This window comes from Streptomyces caniferus (assembly GCF_009811555.1).
In the GTDB taxonomy this organism is placed as follows: domain Bacteria; phylum Actinomycetota; class Actinomycetes; order Streptomycetales; family Streptomycetaceae; genus Streptomyces; species Streptomyces caniferus.
This window is the reverse complement of sequence record NZ_BLIN01000002.1, coordinates 1,480,378-1,503,933: the sequence shown is the minus strand read 5'-3', so window position 1 is coordinate 1,503,933 and position 23,556 is coordinate 1,480,378. Positions and strand designations below refer to the sequence as shown.

The window sequence follows — 23,556 nt, the reverse complement described above, 5'->3', positions numbered from 1 at the left end:
CATCGTCTCGCACCATCGAGTTGGAGCAGATGTCAGCTGTTCGGCAGTAAATTTCCCCGCCGGAGCGGGGGTGATCCGGACGGGTGTCGGCAGTTGGAATGAGCTGTCCCGCCCCGCGGGACTAGCATGCGGAAGGACAGGGAGGGGACCGACCCCTAACTGCCTGACCGCTCTGAGGAGCGATTAACGATGTTCGAGAGGTTCACCGACCGTGCGCGGCGGGTTGTCGTCCTGGCTCAGGAAGAAGCCCGGATGCTCAACCACAACTACATCGGCACCGAGCACATCCTCCTGGGCCTGATCCATGAGGGTGAGGGTGTCGCCGCTAAGGCCCTGGAGAGCCTCGGGATTTCGCTCGAGGCGGTCCGCCAGCAGGTGGAGGAGATCATCGGCCAGGGCCAGCAGGCCCCGTCCGGGCACATCCCCTTCACCCCCCGTGCCAAGAAGGTCCTGGAGCTCTCGCTCCGCGAGGCCCTCCAGCTCGGCCACAACTACATCGGTACGGAGCACATCCTGCTCGGCCTGATCCGCGAGGGCGAGGGCGTCGCCGCCCAGGTCCTGGTGAAGCTGGGCGCCGATCTGAACCGGGTGCGGCAGCAGGTCATCCAGCTGCTCTCCGGCTACCAGGGCAAGGAAGCCGCCACCGCCGGCGGCCCCGCCGAGGGCACCCCCTCGACGTCCCTCGTCCTGGACCAGTTCGGCCGCAACCTGACGCAGGCCGCCCGCGAGACCAAGCTCGACCCGGTCATCGGGCGCGAGAAGGAAATCGAGCGGGTCATGCAGGTGCTGTCCCGCCGTACCAAGAACAACCCGGTCCTCATCGGCGAGCCCGGCGTCGGCAAGACGGCGGTCGTCGAGGGCCTGGCGCAGGCCATCGTCAAGGGCGAGGTGCCCGAGACCCTCAAGGACAAGCACCTCTACACCCTCGACCTCGGTGCCCTGGTCGCCGGCTCCCGCTACCGCGGTGACTTCGAGGAGCGCCTGAAGAAGGTGCTCAAGGAGATCCGCACCCGCGGCGACATCATCCTGTTCATCGACGAGCTCCACACCCTGGTGGGTGCGGGCGCCGCCGAGGGCGCGATCGACGCCGCGAGCATCCTCAAGCCCATGCTGGCGCGAGGCGAGCTGCAGACCATCGGTGCCACCACGCTCGACGAGTACCGCAAGCACCTGGAGAAGGACGCGGCCCTGGAGCGCCGCTTCCAGCCGATCCAGGTCGCCGAGCCGTCGCTCCCGCACACCATCGAGATCCTCAAGGGTCTGCGGGACCGCTACGAAGCGCACCACCGCGTGTCCATCACGGACTCCGCGCTGGTCGCGGCGGCCACCCTCGCCGACCGCTACATCTCCGACCGCTTCCTGCCGGACAAGGCGATCGACCTGATCGACGAGGCCGGCTCCCGGATGCGGATCCGCCGCATGACCGCACCGCCGGACCTGCGCGAATTCGACGAGAAGATCGCCGATGTGCGCCGGGAGAAGGAGTCCGCGATCGACTCGCAGGACTTCGAGATGGCCGCGGGCCTGCGCGACAAGGAGAAGCAGCTCCTGGCCGCCAAGGCCAAGCGGGAGAAGGAGTGGAAGGCCGGCGACATGGACGTCGTCGCCGAGGTGGACGAGGAGCTGATCGCCGAGGTCCTGGCGACGGCCACCGGCATCCCGGTCTTCAAGCTCACCGAGGAGGAGTCCTCGCGGCTGCTGCGGATGGAGGACGAGCTCCACAAGCGCGTCATCGGCCAGAAGGACGCCATCAAGGCGCTCTCCCAGGCCATCCGCCGTACCCGTGCCGGCCTGAAGGACCCCAAGCGTCCCGGTGGCTCGTTCATCTTCGCCGGCCCGTCCGGTGTCGGTAAGACCGAGCTGTCCAAGACGCTGGCGGAGTTCCTGTTCGGCGACGAGGACGCGCTGATCTCCCTCGACATGTCGGAGTTCAGCGAGAAGCACACGGTCTCGCGGCTGTTCGGTTCGCCTCCCGGCTACGTCGGCTACGAAGAGGGCGGCCAGCTCACCGAGAAGGTGCGCCGCAAGCCGTTCTCCGTCGTGCTCTTCGACGAGGTCGAGAAGGCCCACCCGGACATCTTCAACTCGCTGCTGCAGATCCTGGAGGACGGTCGCCTGACCGACTCCCAGGGCCGGGTCGTGGACTTCAAGAACACGGTCATCATCATGACGACCAACCTCGGCACCCGGGACATCTCCAAGGGCTTCAACCTCGGCTTCGCGGCCCAGGGCGACACCAAGTCCAGCTACGAGCGGATGAAGAACAAGGTCAACGAAGAGCTCAAGCAGCACTTCCGCCCCGAGTTCCTCAACCGTGTCGACGACACCGTCGTCTTCCACCAGCTGACCGAGGACGACATCATCCAGATCGTCGACCTCATGATCGCCAAGGTGGACGAGCGGCTCAAGGACCGCGACATGGGCATCGAGCTCAGCGGCGAGGCCAAGTCGCTGCTGGCCAAGCGCGGGTACGACCCGGTGCTCGGCGCCCGTCCGCTGCGCCGCACGATCCAGCGCGAGATCGAGGACGCCCTCTCGGAGAAGATCCTCTTCAGCGAGCTGCGTCCGGGCCACATCGTGGTCGTCGACGTCGAGGGCGAAGGTGAAACCGCCAAGTTCACCTTCCGCGGCGAGGAGAAGTCGGCACTGCCCGACGCCCCGCCGATCGAGTCCACGGCCGGCGGTTCGGGTCCGAACCTCAGCAAGGACGCCTGAGCGGCACCGCGTATATCGCGCATACGGCACTGCCCCGGAATCGTTTCTCACGGTTCCGGGGCAGTTCTGTATGCGACGAAGGAATTCAGCTCCGTAATTGCTAGGTCATTTTCGGCCGTTTCTGGACAACGCTGACGATGCCCGCCCGCTACATCTGCACGACGCTCATTCCTTCCGGAACACCCCGCACCGGCGGAATACGACGGCCGACGCGCAGCGTGTCCAGATTCGGAAAGGCGGACAGCCACTCCATGGAAACCCCGAGGTCGTAAGCGAGCCACAACCGGGTCAGCCCCTCGGCCGGACGGATGCCCTCGATCAGCTGGTCGGGAGTGAAAGGCCCGGCGATCCGCAGCTGCGGTCGCCCGCCCAGCCGGCGCAGCGTATGCAGCTCCGCCAGGTCGGAGACCGGAAAATACAGTTCGGCCGGTTCGAGATGGGCGATGATCTCGCGGGCGTAGCGGTCGGTGTCATGGTGCCGCCAGGCCCCGGCGAGCTGGGCCCGCACCTCGTGATGCGCCCGGTCGCGCAGGCCCGTCAGATAGTCGATCGCCATGTCGTCGGCGATCGAGGTGGCGGTGATCGCGAGGAGCTGGGCCTCCCGGTCGGAGACATGCGTGGGGTCGGGCAGCATCTCCAGCACGATCGGCCCTATCCAGCCCAGGGCGCGGGCCGCGGACGGGGTGGTGGGCCGCACCATGTCGCGGGTGAAGCGCCGCACCCGCGTCCGGACCGCCGGATCCAGCTCCGTGGCGTGCTCCAGACAGGCCGCCGCGAGCAGCTTGCGGTGCCGGGCCTCGGCGGCCCGTACCCCCGGATGCGGGGCAAGCAGCCCGTCCAGGAGGGCCGCGCACTCATCGGGCCGGGCCAGGGCCACGGCCATCCGGATGACGTCCTCCCAGTCGGCGTGGTGGGCATGGTCGAGCAGTAGCCGGAAATCGTGCTGCTGCACCGTCGCGCGGGCGGCGAGGTAGTCCTGGAACGTGCGGTGCACGAAGTCGACGGTGCCGGGGGTCGGCTCGCGCAGCAGCCCGGTGCGGTTGAGCAGATGCCGGAAAACGTCCTCGGGGCCGCCCTGGCGGGCCGCGTCCGGGATCGCGGGCAGATGCCGGGCGAGGGTGCCGACCGCGGTCGCCCGGTCCATCTCCGAGCGGCCGTTGACCAGCATCCAGTGCGCGAGCTTCTGCAGCAGCTGGATCTTGGGCTGCCGGGTCAGCTCGACGCCGTCGGTGGCCGCCATGGCCCGCTCCCGGTCCCGGCGCTCCAGCAGCATCGACAGCGCCGCGTCGTAGAGCTCCTTGCGGCCGTTGGGCAGATATCCCCGGCGGTCGCGGTGCAGCGCGCACAGCAGCCCGCACATCAGCGGATTGGTCGCCAGCCGCCCCAGGTCGCGGGTGATCCGCACGGCGTTGAGGAGGGTCCGCTCGTAATGGCCGAGCCGGTCGAGGTCGGCCGGGCTCTGCTGGGCCGCGGCACGGTGCCAGCGCTGGATGAACGCGGCGACGTCCTCGCGGTTCATCGGGGCCAGCGACACCTCGCCGAATCCGTCGTCCGCGAGCCAGTTCCCGGGCACCGCCGACGGCCGGGAGGTGATGATCCAGACGTTGCCGGGGTAGCGCAGGGTCCACTCCCCGAGCTTGCGGCGCACCTGCTCGCGGTCGCTCTCGGGCGCCTCGTCGATCCCGTCGATCAACAGCAGCGCGCGGCCCGCGCCGAGCACCCGCTCCGTCCAGCCGTCCGGGGCCGCCCCGGCCTCCTGGTAGCCGACGGCGTGCAGGAAGGTGGCGGGCGAGGGCAGCCCCTCCCGGGCGAAGCGGCGTACGGGCAGCAGGAACGGCACCCGGCCGCGCAGCCCCGCCAGCGCCTCGGGCAGCTCGTCGCGGGCGGTGGCGACCGCCAGCCATTGCAGCAGGGTCGTCTTGCCCGACCCGGCCACCCCGCGGACCAGCACCTGGCCGCGGCCCGACAGCGCCTGCTCGGCGGGCAGCGGGGGCTCGTCCGGCCCCGCTGCGTCGGCGTCCTGCGGGCCGGGTTCGCACTCCAGCCCCAGATAGGCGGCGTCGAGCGGCCAGCTGTCGGGGGAGTGCGCGAGGTCGATGCCGAAGATCGTGAGGTGGTTGTGGAGGGCGGCGGTGCGGTCGGCGTAGCGGGCCTCGAAGGCGGTGTCCTGGGCGGTGGTGCCGCAGGCGGGGGACGCGGGGTCGGCGGGGTGCGCGGCGGTGGTGTCGGCCGCGGCGGAATCCGGCGCGGCGGGGCCCGGCGCGGCGGGGCCCGGTGCGGCGTGGTCCCGTACGGCTTTGGCCTCGGCCGTCCGGGGCGCCGGTAACGGGGCGGCGGCGTCCGGCCCGTGGAGCAGCTCGGCGAGGGTGCGGGTCTCCTCGACGAGAGTCGCGGCGACGTAGGCCGACCGTCGGGTGAAGAAGTACAGGATGTGCCGCGCCGCGACGTCCAGCAGCAGGCCGTGCAGCCGGGCCTCGTTCGCGGTCAGGTGCCGGGTGACCCCCGGCACGGCCGCACAGAGCCGGCGTGCGAACTCGGCCGGCAGCAGGCGGGCGGCGTCCACGTCGTCCATGCCGAGGTCGGCGAGCGCCCGCAGCGAGCGGACCAGCGCGGCGGTGACGGCCGGCTTCCCGACGCCCGGCGCGGCACCCCACCCCCGCTCCACGAGCGCCGCGGCGAGGCCGTGCAGCTCTTCTTCGGTCAGGTCCGGCTTCTCGCCGGTGAACGAGACCAGCCGCGAGATGCGGACGGCCCGGTCGGCGGGTCCGGCGGCCGGGCCGTCGGCGACGAAGAGCCTGCGGATCAGCGGATCGACGACATGCGGGGTGAGGCGGGCGACGATGCTCGTGGGATCCATGGGCTCCCCGTAACTGCGGTGCGGAACAACGGTGTTGAGGGCTTCTCCCGGGCCAGCCTAGGCGCGGGGGCGGGGGAAGAGGGTGAGTTCGACGTGGGGAGGAAGGTCGGGGGCGGGCTCCGGGCGGAGGTAGGAGAGGAAGACCTTCTGGAGATGGGGCAGACCGGACAGCGGCGGCAGCGCGACGGTGCCGGCGAAGAGGCCGTAGAGCTGGAGTCTGCGGAGGGCGGGGAACGCCGGAAGGGCGGCGTGTACGGAACGGCTCAGGTCGGCGAGCGGGCCGCGCGCGGCGTTGATGGCACTCAGCGTCGTCACCTGCGGCAGCCGGAGACCCGTCGGGATCCGCAGGGTCTCCCCGGCCGTCAGGCCGAACGCGAACTCCTCCAGGCCGGGCAGGTGCGCCAGCGCGTCCCAGGCGTCGTCGGTGAACGCTCCGGACAGGCTCCGCAGTTGCAGGACCCTGAGCTGTGACCAGTGGCGCAGCGCGGAGAACCCGGCCTCGATCGGGTGCTCGAGGATCAGTGTCGCCAGTGGGGCCTGCGTCGGCAGCGCCCGCAGGCCCTCCGGCGGGAGGGGGACCCAGAGGTTCAGGTGGCGGAGGTGCTCCATCAGGTGCAGTCCGTCCGGGCAGCGCACCCCGGCGCGGTCCCGTGCCGTGACCGACAGCATGGCCAACGGCGTTCCGGCGAGTGGCGCGAGGCTGCCGATCCCGGGGCAGTCCACCAGCGTCAGGGAGTGCAGGGCGGGGAACTCCGTGAGGAAGTCCAGGCTGCCGATCTCGTCGTTGTCGGTCAGTGTCAGGTGGGTGATCTGCTCGGTGGGCAGCCCCGCCAGCAGCTCCTGGGCGGTGAGCGGGCCGTTGGCGCTGATCTGGGGCCGGTCACCGGTCCGCCGCAGTACGCGCATGTCCTCGGGGCTGCCCACGGGGAACGTCGCTTTGTCCGAGAGGTGCCGGAGCACCTCCTGCGCGTACCGCTCGGTATCGAACAGTGGCCAGGCCATGGCGAGTTGGTGCTCGTGTGAGGGGCTGTGGCGGAAACGCTTGAGGACCTCCAGCCCGGCGTCCGAGGCGAGCAGCGAGGCGGTGGCCACCACCTCCGCGGCCTCGTCGGTCTCCAGCCCGTCGTCCGGGCCGGGCAGCAGCTCCAGGACAAGCGGCCCCACCTCTGCGAGCAGACTCGCCTCCTCGCGGTTGCGGGGCGGCAGGATCGCCCCGGCCCGCTCGTGCACCTCGGCGCGCACCCGCGGATCGAGCTCGGTGGCGTGCTCCAGGCAGGCCAGCCCGAGGAGGTGGACGCGCACCCGGGTGAGGTCGTCCACGATCCCGTCACCGTGGGCGAGCAACCCCCGTAACAGCTCCGCCCGTTCGCGCGGCCGCGCATGGGCCACCGCCATCCGGATCACGTCCTCCCACTGGGAGTCCTCCGCATGCGCCACCAGCAGCCCGAAATCACCGTCCTCCACGGCGGCCTTGGCGCCGAGGTAGTCCTGGAAGGTCCGGTGGACGAAGTCGACCGAGCCGGGGGCGGGTTCGCGCAGGAGGCCGCTGCGCAGCAGCAGATGGCGGAAAATGGCCGTCGCATCGCCCTGCTCCGCGGCGGCGGGCACGGCCGGCAGGGCCTCGCCGACGATGCGTTCGGCCCGTTCGCGGTCGAGTTCGTTGCGGCCGTTGCGGATGAGCCAGTACGCGAGCCGCTGGAGGAGCTGGATCTGCGGTTCGTCGCTGAGCTCGATGCCCGTGGGGGCGGCCATATCGCGTTCGCGGTCACGGCGGGAGAGCAGCATGCCCAGGGCGGCGTCGTAGAGCTCCTTGCGGCCGGTGGGCAGATAGCCGCGGCGGTCCCGGTGCAGGGCGCAGATCAGGCCGCACATGAGGGGGTTGGTGGCGAGCCGGGCGAGATCCTGTTTGGTGTGGACGGCGGCCAGGAGGGACCGCTCGTAGGCATCGAGGCGTTCGGGGTCCTCGGCGTCGCAGCGGGCCGCGGTGTGCCAGCGGCCGATGAACGCGGCGACCTCGGTGCGGTTCATGGCGGAGAGCGTGAGCTCGCCGAAGCCGTCGGCGGCGAGCCAGTCGTCGCGTACGGCGGAGGGGCGGGAGGTGACCAGCCACAGGTTGTCCGGGAAGGCGTCGGACAGGTCGCGCAGCCAGCGGCGGGTCAGCTCGCGCTCCCGCTCGGGGATCTCGTCCAGGCCGTCGACGAGGAGGAGCGCCCGCCCGCCGGCCAGTACGCGGTCGGCCCAGCCGTCGGGCTGCGAGCCGGATACGGGGCAGCCGACGGCGGCGAGGAACCGGTCGGGGGTGGGCAGGGGCGCCCCGTCGCGGGTGAGGGTGCGCAGCGGGAGGACGAAGGGAATCCGGCCGTAGAGGTGGGGGAGGGCTGTTTCGCCGGGGTTCTTGGTGCAGGAGACGGCCAGCCACTGGACGAGGGTGCTCTTGCCGGAGCCGGCGACCCCGCGCAGCAGCACCCGGTCGCGGCCGGTCAGGGCCTGGTCGGCGGGGACGGGAAGGGGCGCGGGCGGCCCGGACGAGCCGGCCTCGTCGCCGAAGGAGCCGCCGGCGGTCATGTCGGGGGCGGCCGGGGCGGTCGCCGCCAGGCTCAGGTAGGCCGCGTCCAGCGGCCAGCGGTCCGGGGAGTGGGTGAGATCGATCCCGTAGATGGTCAGCCGGCCGTGCTTGCGGGCCAGGTAGGCGAGGTAGCCGCGTTCGAAGGCGGTGTCGGCGGCCTGCGGGGAGGGGTGCCGCGCGAGGAAGGTGTCCATGGCGGTGATCAGCCCGTCCAGGTTCCGGCTCTGCTGGACGAGGGTGCGGGCCACGAAGGCGGACCGCTGGCTGAAGAAGTGGACGATGTGCAGGCAGGCGAGGCCGAGCAGGGTGCCGTGCAGCAGCCCGGCGTCCCGGGAGAGGCCGCGGACGGCGGTGGGGCTCGCCGCTTGCAGGCGCTCGGCGAGGGCGTCGGCTCCCAGATGGACGGCCTGGACGTCGTCCATGTCGAGGGTGCCGAGGCCGCGCAGCGTGGTGGCCAGGGCGTCGGCCACGGCCGGCTCCTCGTCCGCGGGCAGCGGGCGCTCGCCGGGGCCCGCGGACCGTACGGCCCGGTCCACCAGCTCCCCGGCGAGCTTGCGCAGGTCCTTCTCGGTCAGGGTCCGCTTCTCGCCCGTGAAGCTGACCAGCCCCGATATCCGTACCGGCCCGTCCACCAGGCCTGCGCCGGGCCCTTCCTTGACGAAGAGCTTCTTGACGAGCGGGGCGACCACGCCGGAGGCGAGCCGGATGCCCATCGCTGACGGGTCCATCGTGCGGTCGCCCTCCCCCGTGGCCGGTGCTGCCGTCGGGCCAGGCTAGAGCGGCCGACGGGGCGGCGTGCGGGGATCGGCCAGGTTCGCGCGCAGGTGGCGTGGGTGTGTGGCGGCGGTCAGGGAAATCGGCTCCCCATTACCCCTCAAATTGGACATTTGGGGGATGCGGGTAACCCAGGCCACAAAGACGGGGTAACCCAGGCCACAAATGCCGAGTAATCCACACCACAAAGGCCGGGTAACTCAGGTCACAAAGGCCGGTAATCCGGTCCGCAAAGGCCGGACGGCCGGTGTCGCACGGCCTTCGAGTTGCCCGCGTCACAAAGGCCCGGGGGGTGAATCAGGCACCCGTAAGGGGTCCGAACAGGGGTTGGATCTTGTTTATCGGTGACATGGCGCACAGCCGATTTGAGGCCTACTAAAAGCATTAGGGGGAGCGGTCGGCCGACGCGCGGGGATTTGAGGCCCGGGGCGAGGGGGTTGCGGGGGGCGACTGGGGCGGGGCGGGCGCCGCCCCAGCGCCATATGGCGAAAATGCCTGTTCAAGTGATGCGCAAGGGGCGCACGAGGGGGTGCGAGATGTCCGAATTCGGGGGTTTCGTGCGGTGTCTTGGAGGGCGCGCAAGGGCCTCGCTCACTCGGCTCCTGGTACGGGTCTGGTTAGTAGAAAGGCGCCTTGGCGGGACGGCGAAGGCGGGTTACCAAGGTATGGCGATCCCGGTCCGCAGCCGGGTAACCAATCAATTCACTGGAGGAAACCCGCATGTCGAAGTTCACCGCTCTCCGCAATTCCAAGAAGTTCTCTCTGCACAATCGCGTCGCCGTTGTCGCCGCCGGTGTCGGCGTTACCGCCGCCCTGGGTGCCGGTCTCGCCACCGCCGCGGACACGGGCCTGCAGAACCTCACCTCGGGTGTCGGTTCGGCCGTGACCGCACAGGCCGACGCGCAGGCGAAGTCCGCGGCCACCGCGAAGGCCGCCGCCGTCAAGGCGAAGCAGGACGCGGTCAACAAGGCCGACGCGTGGCTCAAGCCCGTCGACAAGTACACGCTGGGCGAGCCCTTCGGCATCGCCGGCAGCCACTGGTCGCACAAGCACAGTGGTCAGGACTTCGTCGTGCCGACCGGCACCCCGGTCAAGGCCGTCCACAAGGGCACCGTCGTCAAGGCCGGTCCCTGGGGTGGCGGCGACGGCCCGGCCTACGGCAACGCCATCGTGATCCAGCACGACAACGGCACGTACACCCAGTACGCGCACCTGTCACAGATACAGACCCGGGTCGGCCAGCAGGTCGGTGCCGGCCAGCAGATCGGCCTGTCGGGCAGCACCGGTAACTCCACCGGTCCCCACCTGCACTTCGAGGTCCGCACCGGTCCCAACTACGGGACGGGCATCGAGCCGACCGGATTCCTGCGGGCTCACGGCGACGCCGTCTGAGCTGAGTCCGGCCGGGCTGGCCGGCGGTGCGGCGGGTTTGCCGCCGTGACCAGTTCTGTGGCGACCTCGAGGATGGCCTTGCGCTTCTCCTCGGGGTCGCCCTTCACGCTCTGCATCGCGAACATGCCCGCATGCATGGAGAACAGCGCCGTGATGCAGCGCACCTGATCCGTCAGCTCCGAGTCGGGCTCCATGAGGAGCCCGAAGAGCGTCAGCATCCGCGATTTGAACGTCTCGCCGATGCTCAGGGCACGCACCTCCGCCTGGTTCTCCTGCATGAACCGGAAGAGGGGCTCGGCCGAGCGCAGCGACTCGCTGTAGCGGCGGATCAGCTCCGTCTTGGTCTCCAGGGTGCGCGGCTGCTCCTCGGCCCAGGCGATCAGCTCGTCGATCGGCCTGCTCAGGTCCTGGAACAGGCTGATGACGATGTCTTCCTTGGTCTTGAAGTGGTAGTAGAGCGCCGCCTTGGTGACCTCGAGCCGCTCCGCGATCTCACGCAGTGAGGTCTTGTCGTAGCCCTGCTCGGAGAACAGCTCCAGAGCGACGTCCTGGATGCGCTGGCGGGTGTTTCCCCTGCGCGCCTGTGTGCTCATGGTGCTCTCCCGCGTTGTCGGTCCTGGTCAGAGGGCTGCCCAGCCGGGCACCCGAGAAACTTACTTGACGCCCGGCTAGTTGGCCGCTTACCTTCCGTACTGTACTGAACTAGCCGGGCGGCAAGTAAGTAGGAGAGAGTGATGGGGAAGTCGCAGCATGCGACCCCGACGGGGGACGGACGGATATCGAGCACCGGGCGACCGGACGCGGCACCGGACCCGGAGACGGCCAAGCAGCCGGCCGGCGTACGGGTGGTGCTCTTCGCACTGATGATCGCGATGTTGCTCGCGATGCTGGACAACATGATCGTCGGCACCGCGATGCCGACGATCGTCGGTGAACTGGGCGGAATGGACCACCTGTCCTGGGTCGTCACCGCCTACACCCTCGCCACCGCGGCCTCGACACCGATCTGGGGCAAGCTCGGCGACATGTACGGACGCAAGGGCGTCTTCCTGTCCTCCATCGTGCTCTTCCTGATCGGCTCCGCGCTGTCCGGCATGGCACAGGACATGGGGCAGCTGATCGGCTTCCGCGCCGTCCAGGGCCTGGGCGCCGGCGGTCTGATGGTCGGCGTCATGGCGATCATCGGCGATCTGATTCCGCCGCGGGAGCGCGGCAAGTACCAGGGCATGATGGCCGGCGTCATGGCCATCGCGATGGTCGGCGGCCCGCTCGTCGGCGGCACCATCACCGACCACCTCGGCTGGCGCTGGACCTTCTACATCAACCTGCCGCTCGGCGTGATCGCACTGGCCATGGTCACCGCGGTGCTGCACCTGCCGAAGAAGCGCTCGCAGACCCGCATCGACTACGTCGGCGCCGCGCTGCTCACCCTCGGCATCACCTCCCTGGTGCTGATCACCACCTGGGGCGGCACCGAGTACGACTGGCTGTCCGGCCAGATCATCGGCCTCGGCGTCCTCGGCGTGCTCGCGCTCGCCCTCTTCCTGGTCGTGGAGCGCAAGGTCAGCGAGCCGGTGCTGCCGCTGCACATCTTCCGCAACCGCAACTTCTCCCTGGTCACGCTCGTCGGCTTCCTCGTCGGCTTCGTGATGTTCGGGTCGATGACGTTCCTGCCGCTGTTCCAGCAGACCGTCCAGGGCGCCTCGGCCACCAACTCCGGACTCCTGCTCCTGCCGATGATGGGCGGCATGCTGGTGGTCTCGATGATCGCGGGCCGGGTGACCACCAAGACCGGCAAGTACAAGTTCTTCGTGGTCGCCGGCGGCGGGCTGCTCACCGTCGGCCTGGCCCTGCTGTCCACCATGGACACCGACACCACCCGCTTCACCTCGGGCGCCTACATGGCGGTGCTCGGCGCCGGCATGGGCTTCCTGATGCAGACCACGATGCTGATCGCGCAGAACAGCGTCGAGATGAAGGACATGGGCGTCGGCTCGTCCTCCGCCACCCTCTTCCGTACGATCGGCGGCTCCTTCGGCGTCGCGATCTTCGGCGCGATCTTCACCCACCAGGTGCAGTCCACGATGACCGAGCGCATCGGCAAGGCCGGCGAGAAGCTGACCGGCGGCGGAGCCCAGATGGACCCGAAGGGGCTCGCCAAGCTGCCGCCGATGGTCAAGGACGCGTACGACCACGCGGTTGCCTCCGGCACGCACCACGTCTTCCTGTGGGGCGCGGCGATCAGCGTCATCGGCTTCGCGGCCGCCTGGTTCCTCAAGGAGGTACCGCTCCGCGGGGGCCCGTCGAAGCCGGCCGAGAGCCCGGAGGGCTCGAACGCGGTGGATCGGGTGCCGGTCGCCGAGGCGGTCTGATTTCCTTCCCACGTTTTTGTCTCTCGCGCCGTTGTGGTTGCGACTGGCTTTGCTTCCCACGTTGTCGGCTGTCCCGCCGTGGTGGTTTCTCGCCGTGGCGCCTGCGGCGGGCCAGGTCCGCTGCGCGGGGCTGTGGGTGCGGTGACGGACCTGCGGGGCCTGGTGTGTGGACTGCTGCGCTTTACGTCCACACACCAGGCCCCTCCGGCCCGTCCCCTCCCGTGGGTGGAGTAACTGACGGGTGAGTGGGGGCCGGCCACTCGTAACCAGTGCACTGCTTTCGACCGACAAGGCGCACCGGACCACCGACCTGCATCCCCACCGACGTTTCCCCCTCCCACCCACGGGAGGGGACGGGTCGGAGCGGGTGGGGGTGTCCGGACGTAAAGCGAAGCAGTCCGGACACCCCCACCCGCTCCGACCCGTCACCGCACCCGACAGCCCCGCGCAGCGGCCCCGCCCGCCGCAGGCGCAACGACGGGCGCACCGCGTCAGCGGGCGACAAACGGCGAGAACCCCCACGGCGGGAAAGCCGAAAACGTGGGAAGCCGGAACCACGGCGGCAAAGCCGAAAACGTGGAGAGAACTACCGCTCGGGCAAGTGGATGACCGGAAAGCTGCCGGTGCTCGTGGGGGCGTTCTCCGGTAGCCAGAGGATCGAGACGGCGCCCGTGGAGCCGTCGGTGAGTTCGTCCGCGTTGCGGAACGTGAGGCGGGCGCCCAGTACGCGGGCCTGGCCGGCCGCGATGGTCAGGCCCAGGCCGTGGCCGCGGCCGGCCCGGTCGCTGCTGCCGGTGCGGAAGCGGCTGGGGCCCTCGCGCAGCAGCGCCTCGGGGAAGCCCGTGCCGTGATCGCGGACCCGCAGCACCCGCCCCTCGACCGTGACCTCGATCGGCGGCTTGCCGTGCCGGGCGGCGTTGGCGATCAGATTGCCGAGGATGCGCTCCAGGCGGCGCGGGTCGGTGGTGACCTCGGCGTCCCGTACGACGTCGATGGTGATGTCCGGGTCGAGGGCGCGCACCCGCCGGGTCACGAACTCGCCGAGCGCGACGTCCTGCAGTTCGGCGCGCTCCGCATGGCCGTCGAGCCGGGCCACTTCCAGCACGTCCTCGACGAGGGTGCGCAGCGCCTGCGCACGGTCGCGGACGAGTTCGGAGGGGCGGCCGGGCGGCAGCAGTTCGGCGGCGGTCAGCAGGCCGGTGACCGGGGTGCGCAGCTCGTGTGCGATATCGGCGGTGACCCGCCGCTCGGCCTCGATGCGCTCCTGGAGGGCGTCCGACATGGCGTCCACGGCGAAGGCCAGATCGTCGGTCTCGTCGCGCACCCGCCCGCTGCCGACCTCGTCGCGGATCCGGACCGCGGTGTCGCCGTCGGCGAGTTTGCCGGCCGCCGCGGCCGCCTTGCGCAGCCGCTTGGAGAGCCGCCCGCCGACCAGCACCCCCAGCGCACAGCCGCCGACCACCACCGCGGTCGAGCCGATGACCAACGCCTGGTCGAGGTCGTCGAGTACGGCGAAGCGGTCGGGGAAACGGTCGTGCATGGACAGCACCCGGTTGTTGCTGAGCGGCGTGGCCGCCCACACCTCGGGAGCGGTCTGCCCGGTGTCCTGGAGGTAGGTGGCGCGCTTGTTCTTGGCGACCTCGTCGCGCAGCGCCTCCGGCAGCGCCGGGTCGTCGATCTTCGCGTCGAACTGCAGCCGGTTGGTGGAGAGGAAGATCTTCTGCGTGAAGTTGAGCCGCTCGATCTGCACATCCCGGCTGTTGTCGAGCATGGAATGGCGGGCGGCGTTGTGCACGACAAGGCTCAGCGCGATCGCGACCAGCGCTCCGACGAGCGCGATCGCGGCGCTGAGCTTCCATCTCAGCCCCGTCCGCAGGGCCAGCCTGACCACCGGAGGTGTCAGCCTCTCAGCTTGTATCCGAAGCCGCGGACCGTCTCGATCCGGTCCTGGCCGATCTTCCCGCGCAACCGCTGGACGTGGACGTCCACCACCCGGGTGTCGCCACCCCAGCCGTAGTCCCAGACCCGCTCCAGCAGCCGGTCGCGCGAAAGGACGGTACCCGGTGCGTGGGAGAACTCCAGCAGCAGCCGCATCTCGGTCGGCGTCAGCGCGACGTTCTCGCCGCCCTTGCGGACCTCCATGCCCTCGGTGTCGACCTCCAGATCACCGAAGCGCAGCACCGCCTCGGCGGCGTCGGCCTGCTCCGCCGACGCGCCGCCGGCCCGGCCCGGACCGCTGGCGTGGCCGAAGCGGCGCAGCACCGCGCGGATCCGGGCGACCAGCACCGCGCCGTCGAACGGCTTCGTGACGTAGTCGTCCGCGCCGGCCTCCAGGCCGAGCACCACATCGATCGAGTCGGCGCGTGCCGACAGCATGATCACGGGAACGGTCGACTCGTCGCGGATCCGCCGGCACAGGCTGACCCCGTCGAGCCCCGGCACCATCACATCGAGCAGCGCGATATCGGGACGGTCGGCACGGAACGCCTCCAGGCCCGCGAGCCCGTCCGGCATCGCGGTGACCACGAAGCCGTCCCGTTCCAGTGCGAGCTGGGTGGCCTCGCGGATGACGTCGTCGTCCTCGACGAAGAGCACATGGGTCTCGGCCATGCGGTTGTCTCAACCCTCCGTTCCCGTACCGTCGTCCGGCGTGGCGCCGTCGGCGGTGGTCTTGCTGTAGTCGGTGTGATACGGGCGGCCACGCCGGCTGAAGCGGCCGTCCGCCCAGTGGTACGTCGTCACGTCCTCACCGGAGGGGCAGCACACCTTGTCGCCCGCGGCGTAGGTCTGCTTGGAGACCTCGAGGTCCCCCTTGCTCACCCCGGCGTAGACCGACGGCTGTTCGTCGAGGTACACGGTGTCATACCCATCCGGGGAGCCCTCGTGCCTGCGGAAGACATAGGCGCCGATGCCGATGGAGTCCGCGCAGGTCATGACGTTGACGATCACATCGGGGACCTTGCCGCCGGTGAGCGACGCATAGGTCACGTCGACCGGGTACTCGTCCGCGGCGCACGGCTTGGCCAGCGACCTCTTCACGTCCGGGCCGACCTTCGGGGCGTGCTTGAGCAGCTTGACGGCGTCGACCTTCTTGTAGGCGGCGGTCGGCGACGGGCTGGGGGTGGTGTGCACCGCGCCCTTGGGCACGGGGGTGGTGCCGGCCGACCCCTCGCTGCGCACGCCCTCGCCTCCCGGATTGCATCCGGCCAGCAAAAGGCCGACGGCGGCCACACCTGCTGTGGCCGCGCCGCCTCTGGTCAACCCGATCCTGGTCAACCTGTTCCTGGTCAATCCGCTCCCGCTCACCGTGCTGCTCGCACAGCTGCCGATGCCGCTGCTGTTCCTGAGGTGATTGTCGCGCGTCGAGCTGCGAGCCGTAAGGCGCCTGGCTTTGTGTCCGTTTTCATCGGTAAAGGCGCGCTTCGTCTCGTGTGTGGTGGTGTGCCGGGCGTGTCGGGTGTGCTGTTCGCCGGACCGCGGAGCGCCGGGCGCCGGCGGTCAGGCCGCGCACCGCTCCCGCCCCTGCTCGCCACGCTCCAGCATCCGGGCATCGATGTCGCGCATCTGCAGCTCCTGGCGCAGTCGCGCCAGCGCACGGTGCAGCGTGCTCTTGACCGTACCCGTGGACATGCCCAGCGCCGCCGCGGTCTCCTCCGTGCTCATCTGCTCCCAGTGTCGCAGCACGACGACGCTGCGCTGCTTGGGCGCCAGCACCCCGAGGATGTCCATCAGCAGGGCGCGGTCGGCGCGCTGCTCGGTGCCGTCGTCCACGCTCGCGTCCGGGAGCTGCTCGGTGGGCACCTCTTCCAGCTTGCGCGCCCGCCACCACTCGGTCCGCGTGTTGATCATGACGCGGCGGAGGTAGGCGTCGGCCAGCGACTTGTCCGCGATGCCGTCCCAGCGGCCGTAGGTGCGCACCAGTGCCGTCTGCAGCAGATCCTGTGCGTCGACCGGGTCGGGCACCAGGCGCCGGGCGCTCCGCAGCAGGGCCTCCTGCCGCGTACGCACGTACTCTTCGAAGTCCAGTACCTTGCCGCCGCTGGTCGCCATTCCGACGCCTCCGATCCGCTTGCGTTCCCCACGTTGACCGTGCTGGCGGTCATCTCCAGCACGAGGAAGACGCTACGGAGGGGGTGTTGCGGCGTAATGTGCGTCGGCCCCACAACGAGTGCACGGAAAACCCTCGGTTGTGTAACAGCCCGCCAGGGGTCATACCTCGGACGGACGACGGCCCGGTGCACGTCATCCTCCGGGGGGAGAAGCACCCCCGCCAGAAGGCCCATCGGCTGTGACGCGGCGGCAATCGTGAAGGCGGAGGGTCTCCTTCCGGTCGTATCAGAGGCACTTTCCGGTCATGTGAGTCGAAAGGTGACACCGAGTCAGGCAGGGGTCACCCGACGCCGAAGGGCGCGGCCGCCGAAGTGACCGCGCCCTCCTCCTGTCCTACAGGTAATCCCGTACGGACGACCGCCGCGCTACGTGAGCGGCAACCGGTAGCGGCCACCGCCGAGCGGCTCCACCAAACCGTCCGAGACGAGCCCGTCCAGCGCCCGCGCCCGCTGCACCGGCTCGTCCCACACCGCGTCCAGCGCCTGCTGCGGCACCGGCGAGACCGCCTCGCGCAGCACGGCCAGCAGCTTGCCGCGCACCTGCCGGTCGGTACCGGCGTACGTCTGGGTACGACGCGCCGGACCGTCGTGCGCCGGCGAACCGGCCCGCCGCCAGGCGCACTGCGCGGCGATCGGGCAGCGCCCGCACTCCGGAGCGCGCGCCGTGCACAGCAGCGCACCCAGCTCCATCGTGGCCGCCGCCCAGCGCGCCGCCAGCGTCTCGTCCTCGGGGAGCAACTGGCGGGCGAGCTTGCGCTCGGCCGCCGTGGTGGCGTTCGGCGGGAACTGGCGACCGGCCACCGCGCGGGCGAACACCCGGCGCACATTGGTGTCCAGCACGGCGTGCCGCTGTCCGTACGCGAAGGACGCGACCGCGGCGGCGGTGTACTCGCCGACACCGGGCAGCGCCAGCAACTGGCCGTGCTCGCGGGGGACGTCGCCGCCGTGCCGCTCCTGTATGGCGGAGGCGGCGGCATGGAGCCGCAGGGCACGGCGCGGATATCCGAGCCGGCCCCAGGCCCGCACCGCTTCGCCCGGCGCCTCGGCGGCCAGGTCGGCAGGGCGGGGCCAGCGGGCCAGCCACTGCTCGTAGACCGGCAGCACTCTGCTGACCGGGGTCTGCTGCAGCATGAACTCGCTCACCATCACACCCCAGGCGCCCGCCTCGGGGCGGCGCCAGGGCAGATCGCGGGCGTGCTCGTCGAACCAGTCGGTGACCGGGCCGTGCAGCGCGGTCCCGTCGGCGGCTTCCGCGGCCGCGTCGGCGGCGGAAGCGGTCTCGGCGGCGGCGGTCGTGGCAGTGGTGGTGACAGGCGTCGAAGTCATGGCACTGCCGATCCTGGCACGTCGACGGTCGCCCAGGAAACGCACCGGGCCCGCCCCGCCGCACGCCCACCCGCACGCAGGACGGCCAACTACGCACGGGTGGCGGCTACCGGCGGTACGGGAGGGTGGGGATGAGGTTGACCGAGAGTGGGGTCGGTGGCGGCTGTGGCGGCTGGGGGTGGGGGCGGGGCGGTATGCGGCGAGAGGTGGGTGGGCAGGCAGTCAACCAGGTAAGTAGGAGGTCCGGGGCGGTGGCGCCGAGGACGGTGGACGTGATTACAATCCGAAGGAACTCATTACTCTCTGTAATCGTTGCTGGAATATAGGGAGGCGGCAAGCAAGGAGAGCGAGGATGCGGGCATGGCGCAGATGAGCGACACGGAAGATACGAGCGGCGCGGCGAGGCGGCCCGGTGCGACGGGCTCGGGTGCGACGGGCTCGGGCGTGGCGGGATCCGGTGGCGCCGGAGGGCCGGGCGGCGCCGGAGTGCCGCAGAGTGCGGCGGGACCCGGTGGTGCGGGAGCGCCGGGCGGTGCCGGGGGATCGGGCTGCGCCGGAGGGCCGGGCGGCGCCGGCGTGTCGGACGGTGTGGTGGGGGCGGGTGGCGCGGCGGGAGCGGGTGGCGCCCCGTGCCCGGAGGCGATCCGGCGGGCGCTGGCCGCGCATACGACGATGACCCTGGCGTACGTGGATGAGGAGGGGCCTCAGGCGTGCGCGGTGCTGTACGCGACCGACGCGGTGGAAGTCCTCGAAGCCCTCGAAGCCCCCGAAGCGGCTGCAGCAGTCGAGACAGCCGAGACAGTCGAAGCAGCGCCTGCGGTGGACGCGCCCCGTGGGGTCCCCGGGGTCGAGTCGTGCGGTGGCACGGAGGCTGGTGACTTGGCCGGGGCCGGGCCTGCGCTGTACTTCGTCACGTCGGGTACGACGCGGCATGGCCGGGCCCTCGCGGAGCCGGGCGCACGGGTGGCGTTCACGGCGCAGCGGGACGGTCAGGAGTGGAGTGGCCTGACCGGGCTTCAGGGGCGGGGGCGCTGCCGTCCCCTGGCCGGCGCCGAGCGGGCGGCCGGCTGGCGGGTCTATCTGGAGCGCTTCCCCTTTGTCGCGGCGAGCGACCGGCTGCGCGATGCCCTGGAGCGGACCACGTTGTGGGAGCTGCGCCCCGACTGGCTGCGGCTGATCGACAACGGGCAGGGCTTCGGTCACAAGGAGGAGTGGTCGGGCTCGTGAGGCGGGTGTGAGAGAGGGCGAAGGAGGGTGAGGGCTGGGCAAGGGGGCGAACGTGGGGAGCCTGCCTGTCGTGGTCCCCTCCGCTGCGCCGGTCGTCGTAGGCCGGTCCGTGCCGTCGGCCCTCGTTGCCCCGCCCGTTCCGTTGGGCGTTGTGACCCCGTCCGTACCGTCGGCCCTCTGGGCCCGTCCGCATCGGTAGCCCCGTCCGCGTCGCTGGCCGTTGGGGGCCCAACTGTTCCGTAGGCGCTCGTGGTCCGTCTGTTCCGTCGGTTGTCGTGGCCCGTTCGTTCCATCCGTTCCGTCGGTTGTCGAGGGGTGGATTGGGCTGAAGCGGGGGCGGAGCGGAGCAGACTGCGAGCTACCGGACCTAACGGTGTATGAGGGCCGTTGGGGCAGGAAACGTGGGCCGGGAGCCGGCTGTGGGGCGATCGGGAGTCGTCTCCGGGCCGATCATGGGAAAAGTTGCAGCCGGATGCGGCGGGTACTGGCCGGTGCGGCTGCCGATCTCTCGTAGAGTTTCCGCGTGGGATCACTGCGCAATCCGATCGGGCCGCTTCCCTCCTCCATCTACTGGCGGCGGAGGGCCGTTGCGCTGACCATCGTCGTACTGCTCGCCCTTCTGGTCGTGTGGGCCCTCAACTTGGGCGGAAGTGGCGGCAAGAGCGGCGATGAGGGCAAGGGGTCCCACGGGAAGGGGCCCGCGACGTCCATTACGCCCGGGCCCTCCGCCAGCGGGCCGGTGAACGGCCAAAAGCCGGGCGGGCGCGACGAGTCGAGCGGTGGCGGGGGTTCGGGCTCCGGTTCCGGCGGTGGTTCGGGCGCGGCGGGTGGTGATGACGAGTCCGGCGGTGACTCCGGTGGCAGTAGCGGTGGTTCGGGTTCCGTTCCTGATGGGCCGATCGGTCAGGGGTCGGGCAAGAACGCTGTCGAGGCCCGTTCTTCGCTCCCCAACTGCGTATCGGACGACGCGGAGTTGGTGCTGCACAGCGTCAAGAACTCCTATGCGCCGGGGACCAAGCCGAAGTTCGAGCTGACGGTCAAGAACGCGGCCGGTGACGCTTGCAAGGTGGATCTCGGGCAGAAGGCCGCGGTGCTCACGATCACCGACACCGCGGGCGACGACCGGGTGTGGGCCTCGAACGACTGCCCGTCGGGCACTCGGCCCGCGCTGCTGCAGGTTCCGGCCAAGGGTTCCGTGAAGCGCACCATCGTGTGGGACCGCCGGGCCAGCGGCCCGCAGTGCGCCACTCCGAGCTCGGCCACGGTGCCGGACGGCAAGTATCTGATCGAGGCCAAGGTGCCCGGGCTGGAAGCGGTCCATACCACGTTCACTCTGACTGAGAGCTGAGAGCTGAGAGCTGAGAGCTGAGAGCTGAGAGCTAAAGGCTCAGGCCAAGGCGGGAGGGCGCGCCGCCAAGGGCCCAAGGAGGGGTTCCCTCCGTGGAGGGGCACCCTTGCGGGGCACCGGCCCGCTGGGCGACACGGCATCGGGAGCGCCACGCCTCCGGGCGCCCCCGGTTCGCCTCCAGGTGCGCGGCGGCAGCACCCCACCAGTCAGAGGCGGGCATCTTGGCGGGATTCACGGACGCGCGCATGCCCCCCGAACCCGCCCGCTCGCATTCATGCATACATGTGCGTCTTTGCGCGTTCGCCTGTAGCGGTTCTGCTGGGAGCGAGAGGCGCTGCCGTGGCTGGTGACGTTCGGCAATAGTCGGGGGCATGAAGCTACTGATGCTGGGTGGAACTGAGTTCGTGGGGCGGGCGATCACCGAGGCCGCGTTGGCGCGCGGTTGGGAGGTGACGGTCTTCCATCGTGGGAATCATGTGCCGCCGGAGGGTGTGACGGCGCTGCACGGCGACCGTGGGGACGCGGCAGGGCTCGCGGCCCTGGAAGCGGGCGAGTGGGACGCCGTTGTCGACACCTGGAGCGGCGCGCCGTCGGCGGTACGGGACAGCGCGCGGCTGCTGGCCGGGCGGGTGGGGACGTATGCCTATGTCTCCAGCGGCTCGGTGTACGCCTTCCCGCCCACGGCGCGGCTCGACGAGCACGCCCCGCTGGTGACGGGTTCCGCGGACGCCACCGATGCCGAGGACTATGCGCAGGCCAAGCGGGGCGGTGAGCTGGCCGCGGCCGAGGCGTTCGGGGACCGGGCGCTGATGGTGCGCGCGGGGTTGATCCTCGGGCCGTACGAGAACGTGGGGCGGCTGCCGTGGTGGCTGGGGCGGATCGCCCGCGGTGGCACGGTCCTCGCGCCGGGGCCGCGGGGGGCGGCGCTGCAGTACATCGATGTCCGTGACCTTGCCGAGTGGACGGCCGACGCGCTGGAGGCCGGGCTCGGCGGGGCGTACAACCTGGTGAGCAAGACCGGGCACGCCACCATGGGGGAGATGCTGGAGAGTTGTGCGAAGGTCACCGGCTCGGACGCCGAGCTGCGCTGGACCGCGCCGGAGGACGTCCTCGCTGCCGGTATCGAGCCCTGGACCGAGCTGCCGGTCTGGCTGGCGCCCGGTGAGCTGAGGGACGCGCTCTTCGGTACGGACGTTTCCAAGGCCCAGGCATCCGGGATGCGTTGTCGTCCCGTCGCGGAGACCGTCGCCGACACCTGGGCCTGGCTGCAGACCGTCGGTGGGGTGGCGCCGCAGCGCCCGGACCGCCCCGTACTCGGCCTGGACCCGGCGAAGGAGGCGCTGGCGTTGCGCCAGGCCGGTTGACGGCCGGTCCGGGTGGCTGCCGGGCCAGTTGGGCGCCTGGCCGGCCGACCGGCTGGCTGCCTGACCGGCCGGTGGGCTGCCTGACCGGCTGACCGAGTATCGGGGAGCGGCCGCAGTCGTTCGCTCCCCGGCCGTTCGCCCCCGGGCAGTACGCTCTCCGGCCCTTCGCTCTTCGCCCTTCACCCTTGGTATCGGTCGAATGCCACTGCCGCACTGCCGCACTGCCGCACTGCCGCACTGCCGCGGTGACGAACGTCCGAAGCCGGGCGGTCACATGGGCGGGTGGGCGGGGGCGTCGGCTGTGGCGTGTTCGTCGAGGCGGCGGGCCAGGGCGCGTACGAGATCGCGCAGGGCGGTGGGGCGTTCGATGACGAAGGGGCGGTCCAGAGCGGCGAGTACGGGGGGAATCCAGTCCAGCCGTTCGGCGCGCATCCGGACGTGGACCCATTCGGTGGTGTGGTCGTCTCCGGCGGTGTGGTCGTCGGCTGTCGCGGGCCCGTTCGAGCCGTCGGGGCGGGGCTGCCGGCCGGTGTCGGCCCGCTGGGCGGCATCAGGTGCGCCCGCGTCCCAGTCCGCGCCCCCGTCCGGGATCACGGTCAGGCTCGCGATGCCGGCCGGGAGATGTCGGCGGATGTGCTGGGCGTCGGCGTGGATGCGCAGGGACACCTCGTGGGTCCAGGGGGTCTGGGCGAGGCCGTCCAGGAGCGTGATGACCGGGTCGAAGTCCGGCGGGACGGTGAAGGAGCCGGGCTGCACGGTCAGGGAGGTGATCCGGTCCAGGCGGAAGGTGCGTATCTCCTCACCGGCGGAGGCGGCGGAGGTGGCGGGCGCGGTGGGCCCCGAGGGCCCGGCGGTGTCGGCAGGCGCGGCGGGCGCGGCGGCGGTCAAATACCAGCGTCCGGAATGTGCCACGAGGCCGTAGGGCAGGACGGTGCGGTCGGTGCTACGGCCCTTGCGGTCGGTGTAGTTGAGGGTCACCGGCCGCTGGTGGCGTGCGGCCTCGGCGAGTTCGAGCAGTACGTGGGCTTCCGGGGCGGGGGTGGTGGTGGGGCGGGGGCGCGCGGTGAAGTCGGCGGTTTCCAGGAGTGCGTCCAGCCGTCGCCCCAGGGCTTTGGGCAGTACGCGGCGCAGTTTCGCCGTGGCACTCTCGTTCGCCGCGGCCGACGTGGTGACCAGCCCGGCTCTCCGGCCGGTCAGCAGGCCGAGCAGGACGGCCAGGGCCTCTTCGTCGGTGAGCATCAGCGGCGGCATCCGGTAGCCGGGGGCGAGCCGGTAGCCGCCGTGGCGGCCGCGCACCGAGTCGACGGGTACACCGAGCTCCAGCAGGTGGCCGACGTAGCGACGGACGGTGCGTTCGTCGACACCGAGGCGTACGGCCAGGTCGGGGACGGTGTGGAGGCCGCTGCCCTGGAGGATTTCCAGCAGCGCGAGCACGCGGGCGGTCGAAGTGGTCACGCCGGAAAGTCTGCCGCGTATACCGGGCGGATTCTGTCCGGTATTGGCTCT

General features: G+C 70.9%; 15 protein-coding genes. 6 read left to right on the top strand and 9 right to left on the bottom strand.

The annotated features are described in order from the left end of the window. The first annotated feature begins 189 nt into the window (after positions 1–189). Positions 190–2,715, top strand: a complete 2,526-nt coding sequence (locus Scani_RS08485; protein WP_042150248.1) for an ATP-dependent Clp protease ATP-binding subunit — start codon at positions 190–192, stop codon at positions 2,713–2,715. Positions 2,716–2,863: 148 nt separating this feature from the next. Here Scani_RS08485 and Scani_RS08480 read toward each other — a convergent pair whose 3' ends face one another. Together Scani_RS08480 and Scani_RS08475 are read right to left on the bottom strand one after the other, a co-directional pair. After that, positions 2,864–5,572: an NACHT domain-containing protein gene (locus Scani_RS08480; RefSeq protein WP_159471518.1), complete on the bottom strand. Its 2,709-nt coding sequence runs from the start codon at positions 5,570–5,572 to the stop codon at positions 2,864–2,866. 57 nt (positions 5,573–5,629) lie between these two features. Further along, positions 5,630–8,866, bottom strand: coding sequence for an NACHT domain-containing protein (locus tag Scani_RS08475; protein WP_159471516.1), 3,237 nt, complete (start codon positions 8,864–8,866; stop codon positions 5,630–5,632). A 766-nt stretch (positions 8,867–9,632) separates the two neighbouring features. Between Scani_RS08475 and Scani_RS08470 the strand changes: the two genes are divergently transcribed. After that, on the top strand, positions 9,633–10,304 hold the full coding sequence (locus Scani_RS08470) for a M23 family metallopeptidase (protein ID WP_159471514.1): 672 nt from the start codon (positions 9,633–9,635) through the stop codon (positions 10,302–10,304). Here the strand turns inward: Scani_RS08470 and Scani_RS08465 are convergent. Beyond that, positions 10,286–10,897, bottom strand: a complete 612-nt coding sequence (locus tag Scani_RS08465; protein ID WP_159471512.1) for a TetR/AcrR family transcriptional regulator — start codon at positions 10,895–10,897, stop codon at positions 10,286–10,288. The two genes, Scani_RS08470 and Scani_RS08465, sit on opposite strands and share 19 nt — an antisense overlap. 141 nt (positions 10,898–11,038) lie before the next feature. Between Scani_RS08465 and Scani_RS08460 the strand changes: the two genes are divergently transcribed. Beyond that, a complete protein-coding gene (locus Scani_RS08460) occupies positions 11,039–12,676 on the top strand; it encodes an MDR family MFS transporter (protein ID WP_281391885.1) in 1,638 nt (545 codons plus the stop codon). Positions 12,677–13,262: 586 nt separating this feature from the next. Here the strand turns inward: Scani_RS08460 and cseC are convergent. The 5 genes from cseC to Scani_RS08435 all read right to left on the bottom strand — a co-directional run bounded on the left by cseC (position 13,263) and on the right by Scani_RS08435 (position 18,111). Further along, a complete protein-coding gene (gene cseC / locus Scani_RS08455; RefSeq protein WP_159471510.1) occupies positions 13,263–14,567 on the bottom strand; it encodes a two-component system sensor histidine kinase CseC in 1,305 nt (434 codons plus the stop codon). A gap of 8 nt (positions 14,568–14,575) precedes the next feature. Continuing rightward, the gene (gene cseB / locus Scani_RS08450; protein ID WP_159471508.1) at positions 14,576–15,286 is read right to left on the bottom strand and encodes a two-component system response regulator CseB; all 711 of its coding nucleotides are present in this window, start codon (positions 15,284–15,286) and stop codon (positions 14,576–14,578) included. 9 nt (positions 15,287–15,295) lie between these two features. Beyond that, on the bottom strand, positions 15,296–15,937 hold the full coding sequence (locus tag Scani_RS08445) for a hypothetical protein (RefSeq protein ID WP_159471506.1): 642 nt from the start codon (positions 15,935–15,937) through the stop codon (positions 15,296–15,298). A 237-nt stretch (positions 15,938–16,174) separates the two neighbouring features. Continuing rightward, entirely contained in the window at positions 16,175–16,726 is a 552-nt protein-coding gene (locus tag Scani_RS08440) for a SigE family RNA polymerase sigma factor (protein ID WP_030081611.1), read from the bottom strand. A gap of 425 nt (positions 16,727–17,151) precedes the next feature. Then, positions 17,152–18,111: an iron-sulfur binding domain-containing protein gene (locus Scani_RS08435; protein ID WP_159471505.1), complete on the bottom strand. Its 960-nt coding sequence runs from the start codon at positions 18,109–18,111 to the stop codon at positions 17,152–17,154. 576 nt (positions 18,112–18,687) lie between these two features. Between Scani_RS08435 and Scani_RS08430 the strand changes: the two genes are divergently transcribed. The 3 genes from Scani_RS08430 (at position 18,688) to Scani_RS08420 (ending at position 22,050) form a co-directional block, all read left to right on the top strand. After that, positions 18,688–19,338, top strand: a complete 651-nt coding sequence (locus tag Scani_RS08430; RefSeq protein WP_246295561.1) for a pyridoxamine 5'-phosphate oxidase — start codon at positions 18,688–18,690, stop codon at positions 19,336–19,338. 523 nt (positions 19,339–19,861) lie between these two features. Next, on the top strand, positions 19,862–20,686 hold the full coding sequence (locus Scani_RS08425; protein WP_159471503.1) for a hypothetical protein: 825 nt from the start codon (positions 19,862–19,864) through the stop codon (positions 20,684–20,686). A 383-nt stretch (positions 20,687–21,069) separates the two neighbouring features. Then, positions 21,070–22,050 (top strand): NAD-dependent epimerase/dehydratase family protein, encoded by a 981-nt coding sequence (locus Scani_RS08420; RefSeq protein WP_246295560.1) that lies wholly within the window; start codon positions 21,070–21,072, stop codon positions 22,048–22,050. Positions 22,051–22,320: 270 nt separating this feature from the next. Here the strand turns inward: Scani_RS08420 and Scani_RS08415 are convergent, their stop codons facing one another. Then, positions 22,321–23,505 (bottom strand): helix-turn-helix transcriptional regulator, encoded by a 1,185-nt coding sequence (locus Scani_RS08415; RefSeq protein ID WP_159471499.1) that lies wholly within the window; start codon positions 23,503–23,505, stop codon positions 22,321–22,323. Between the last annotated feature and the right edge of the window lie 51 nt (positions 23,506–23,556).

Excerpts from the sequence above, each read along its gene's own strand:
- Scani_RS08485 (WP_042150248.1), top strand. The coding sequence starts at position 190 with ATGTTCGAGAGGTTCACCGACCGTGCGCGGCGGGTTGTCGTCCTGGCT.
- Scani_RS08480 (WP_159471518.1), bottom strand. The coding sequence starts at position 5,572 with ATGGATCCCACGAGCATCGTCGCCCGCCTCACCCCGCATGTCGTCGAT.
- Scani_RS08475 (WP_159471516.1), bottom strand. The coding sequence starts at position 8,866 with ATGGACCCGTCAGCGATGGGCATCCGGCTCGCCTCCGGCGTGGTCGCC.
- Scani_RS08470 (WP_159471514.1), top strand. The coding sequence starts at position 9,633 with ATGTCGAAGTTCACCGCTCTCCGCAATTCCAAGAAGTTCTCTCTGCAC.
- Scani_RS08465 (WP_159471512.1), bottom strand. The coding sequence starts at position 10,897 with ATGAGCACACAGGCGCGCAGGGGAAACACCCGCCAGCGCATCCAGGAC.
- Scani_RS08460 (WP_281391885.1), top strand. The coding sequence starts at position 11,039 with ATGGGGAAGTCGCAGCATGCGACCCCGACGGGGGACGGACGGATATCG.
- cseB (WP_159471508.1), bottom strand. The coding sequence starts at position 15,286 with ATGGCCGAGACCCATGTGCTCTTCGTCGAGGACGACGACGTCATCCGC.
- Scani_RS08440 (WP_030081611.1), bottom strand. The coding sequence starts at position 16,726 with ATGGCGACCAGCGGCGGCAAGGTACTGGACTTCGAAGAGTACGTGCGT.
- Scani_RS08435 (WP_159471505.1), bottom strand. The coding sequence starts at position 18,111 with ATGACTTCGACGCCTGTCACCACCACTGCCACGACCGCCGCCGCCGAG.
- Scani_RS08420 (WP_246295560.1), top strand. The coding sequence starts at position 21,070 with ATGCTGGGTGGAACTGAGTTCGTGGGGCGGGCGATCACCGAGGCCGCG.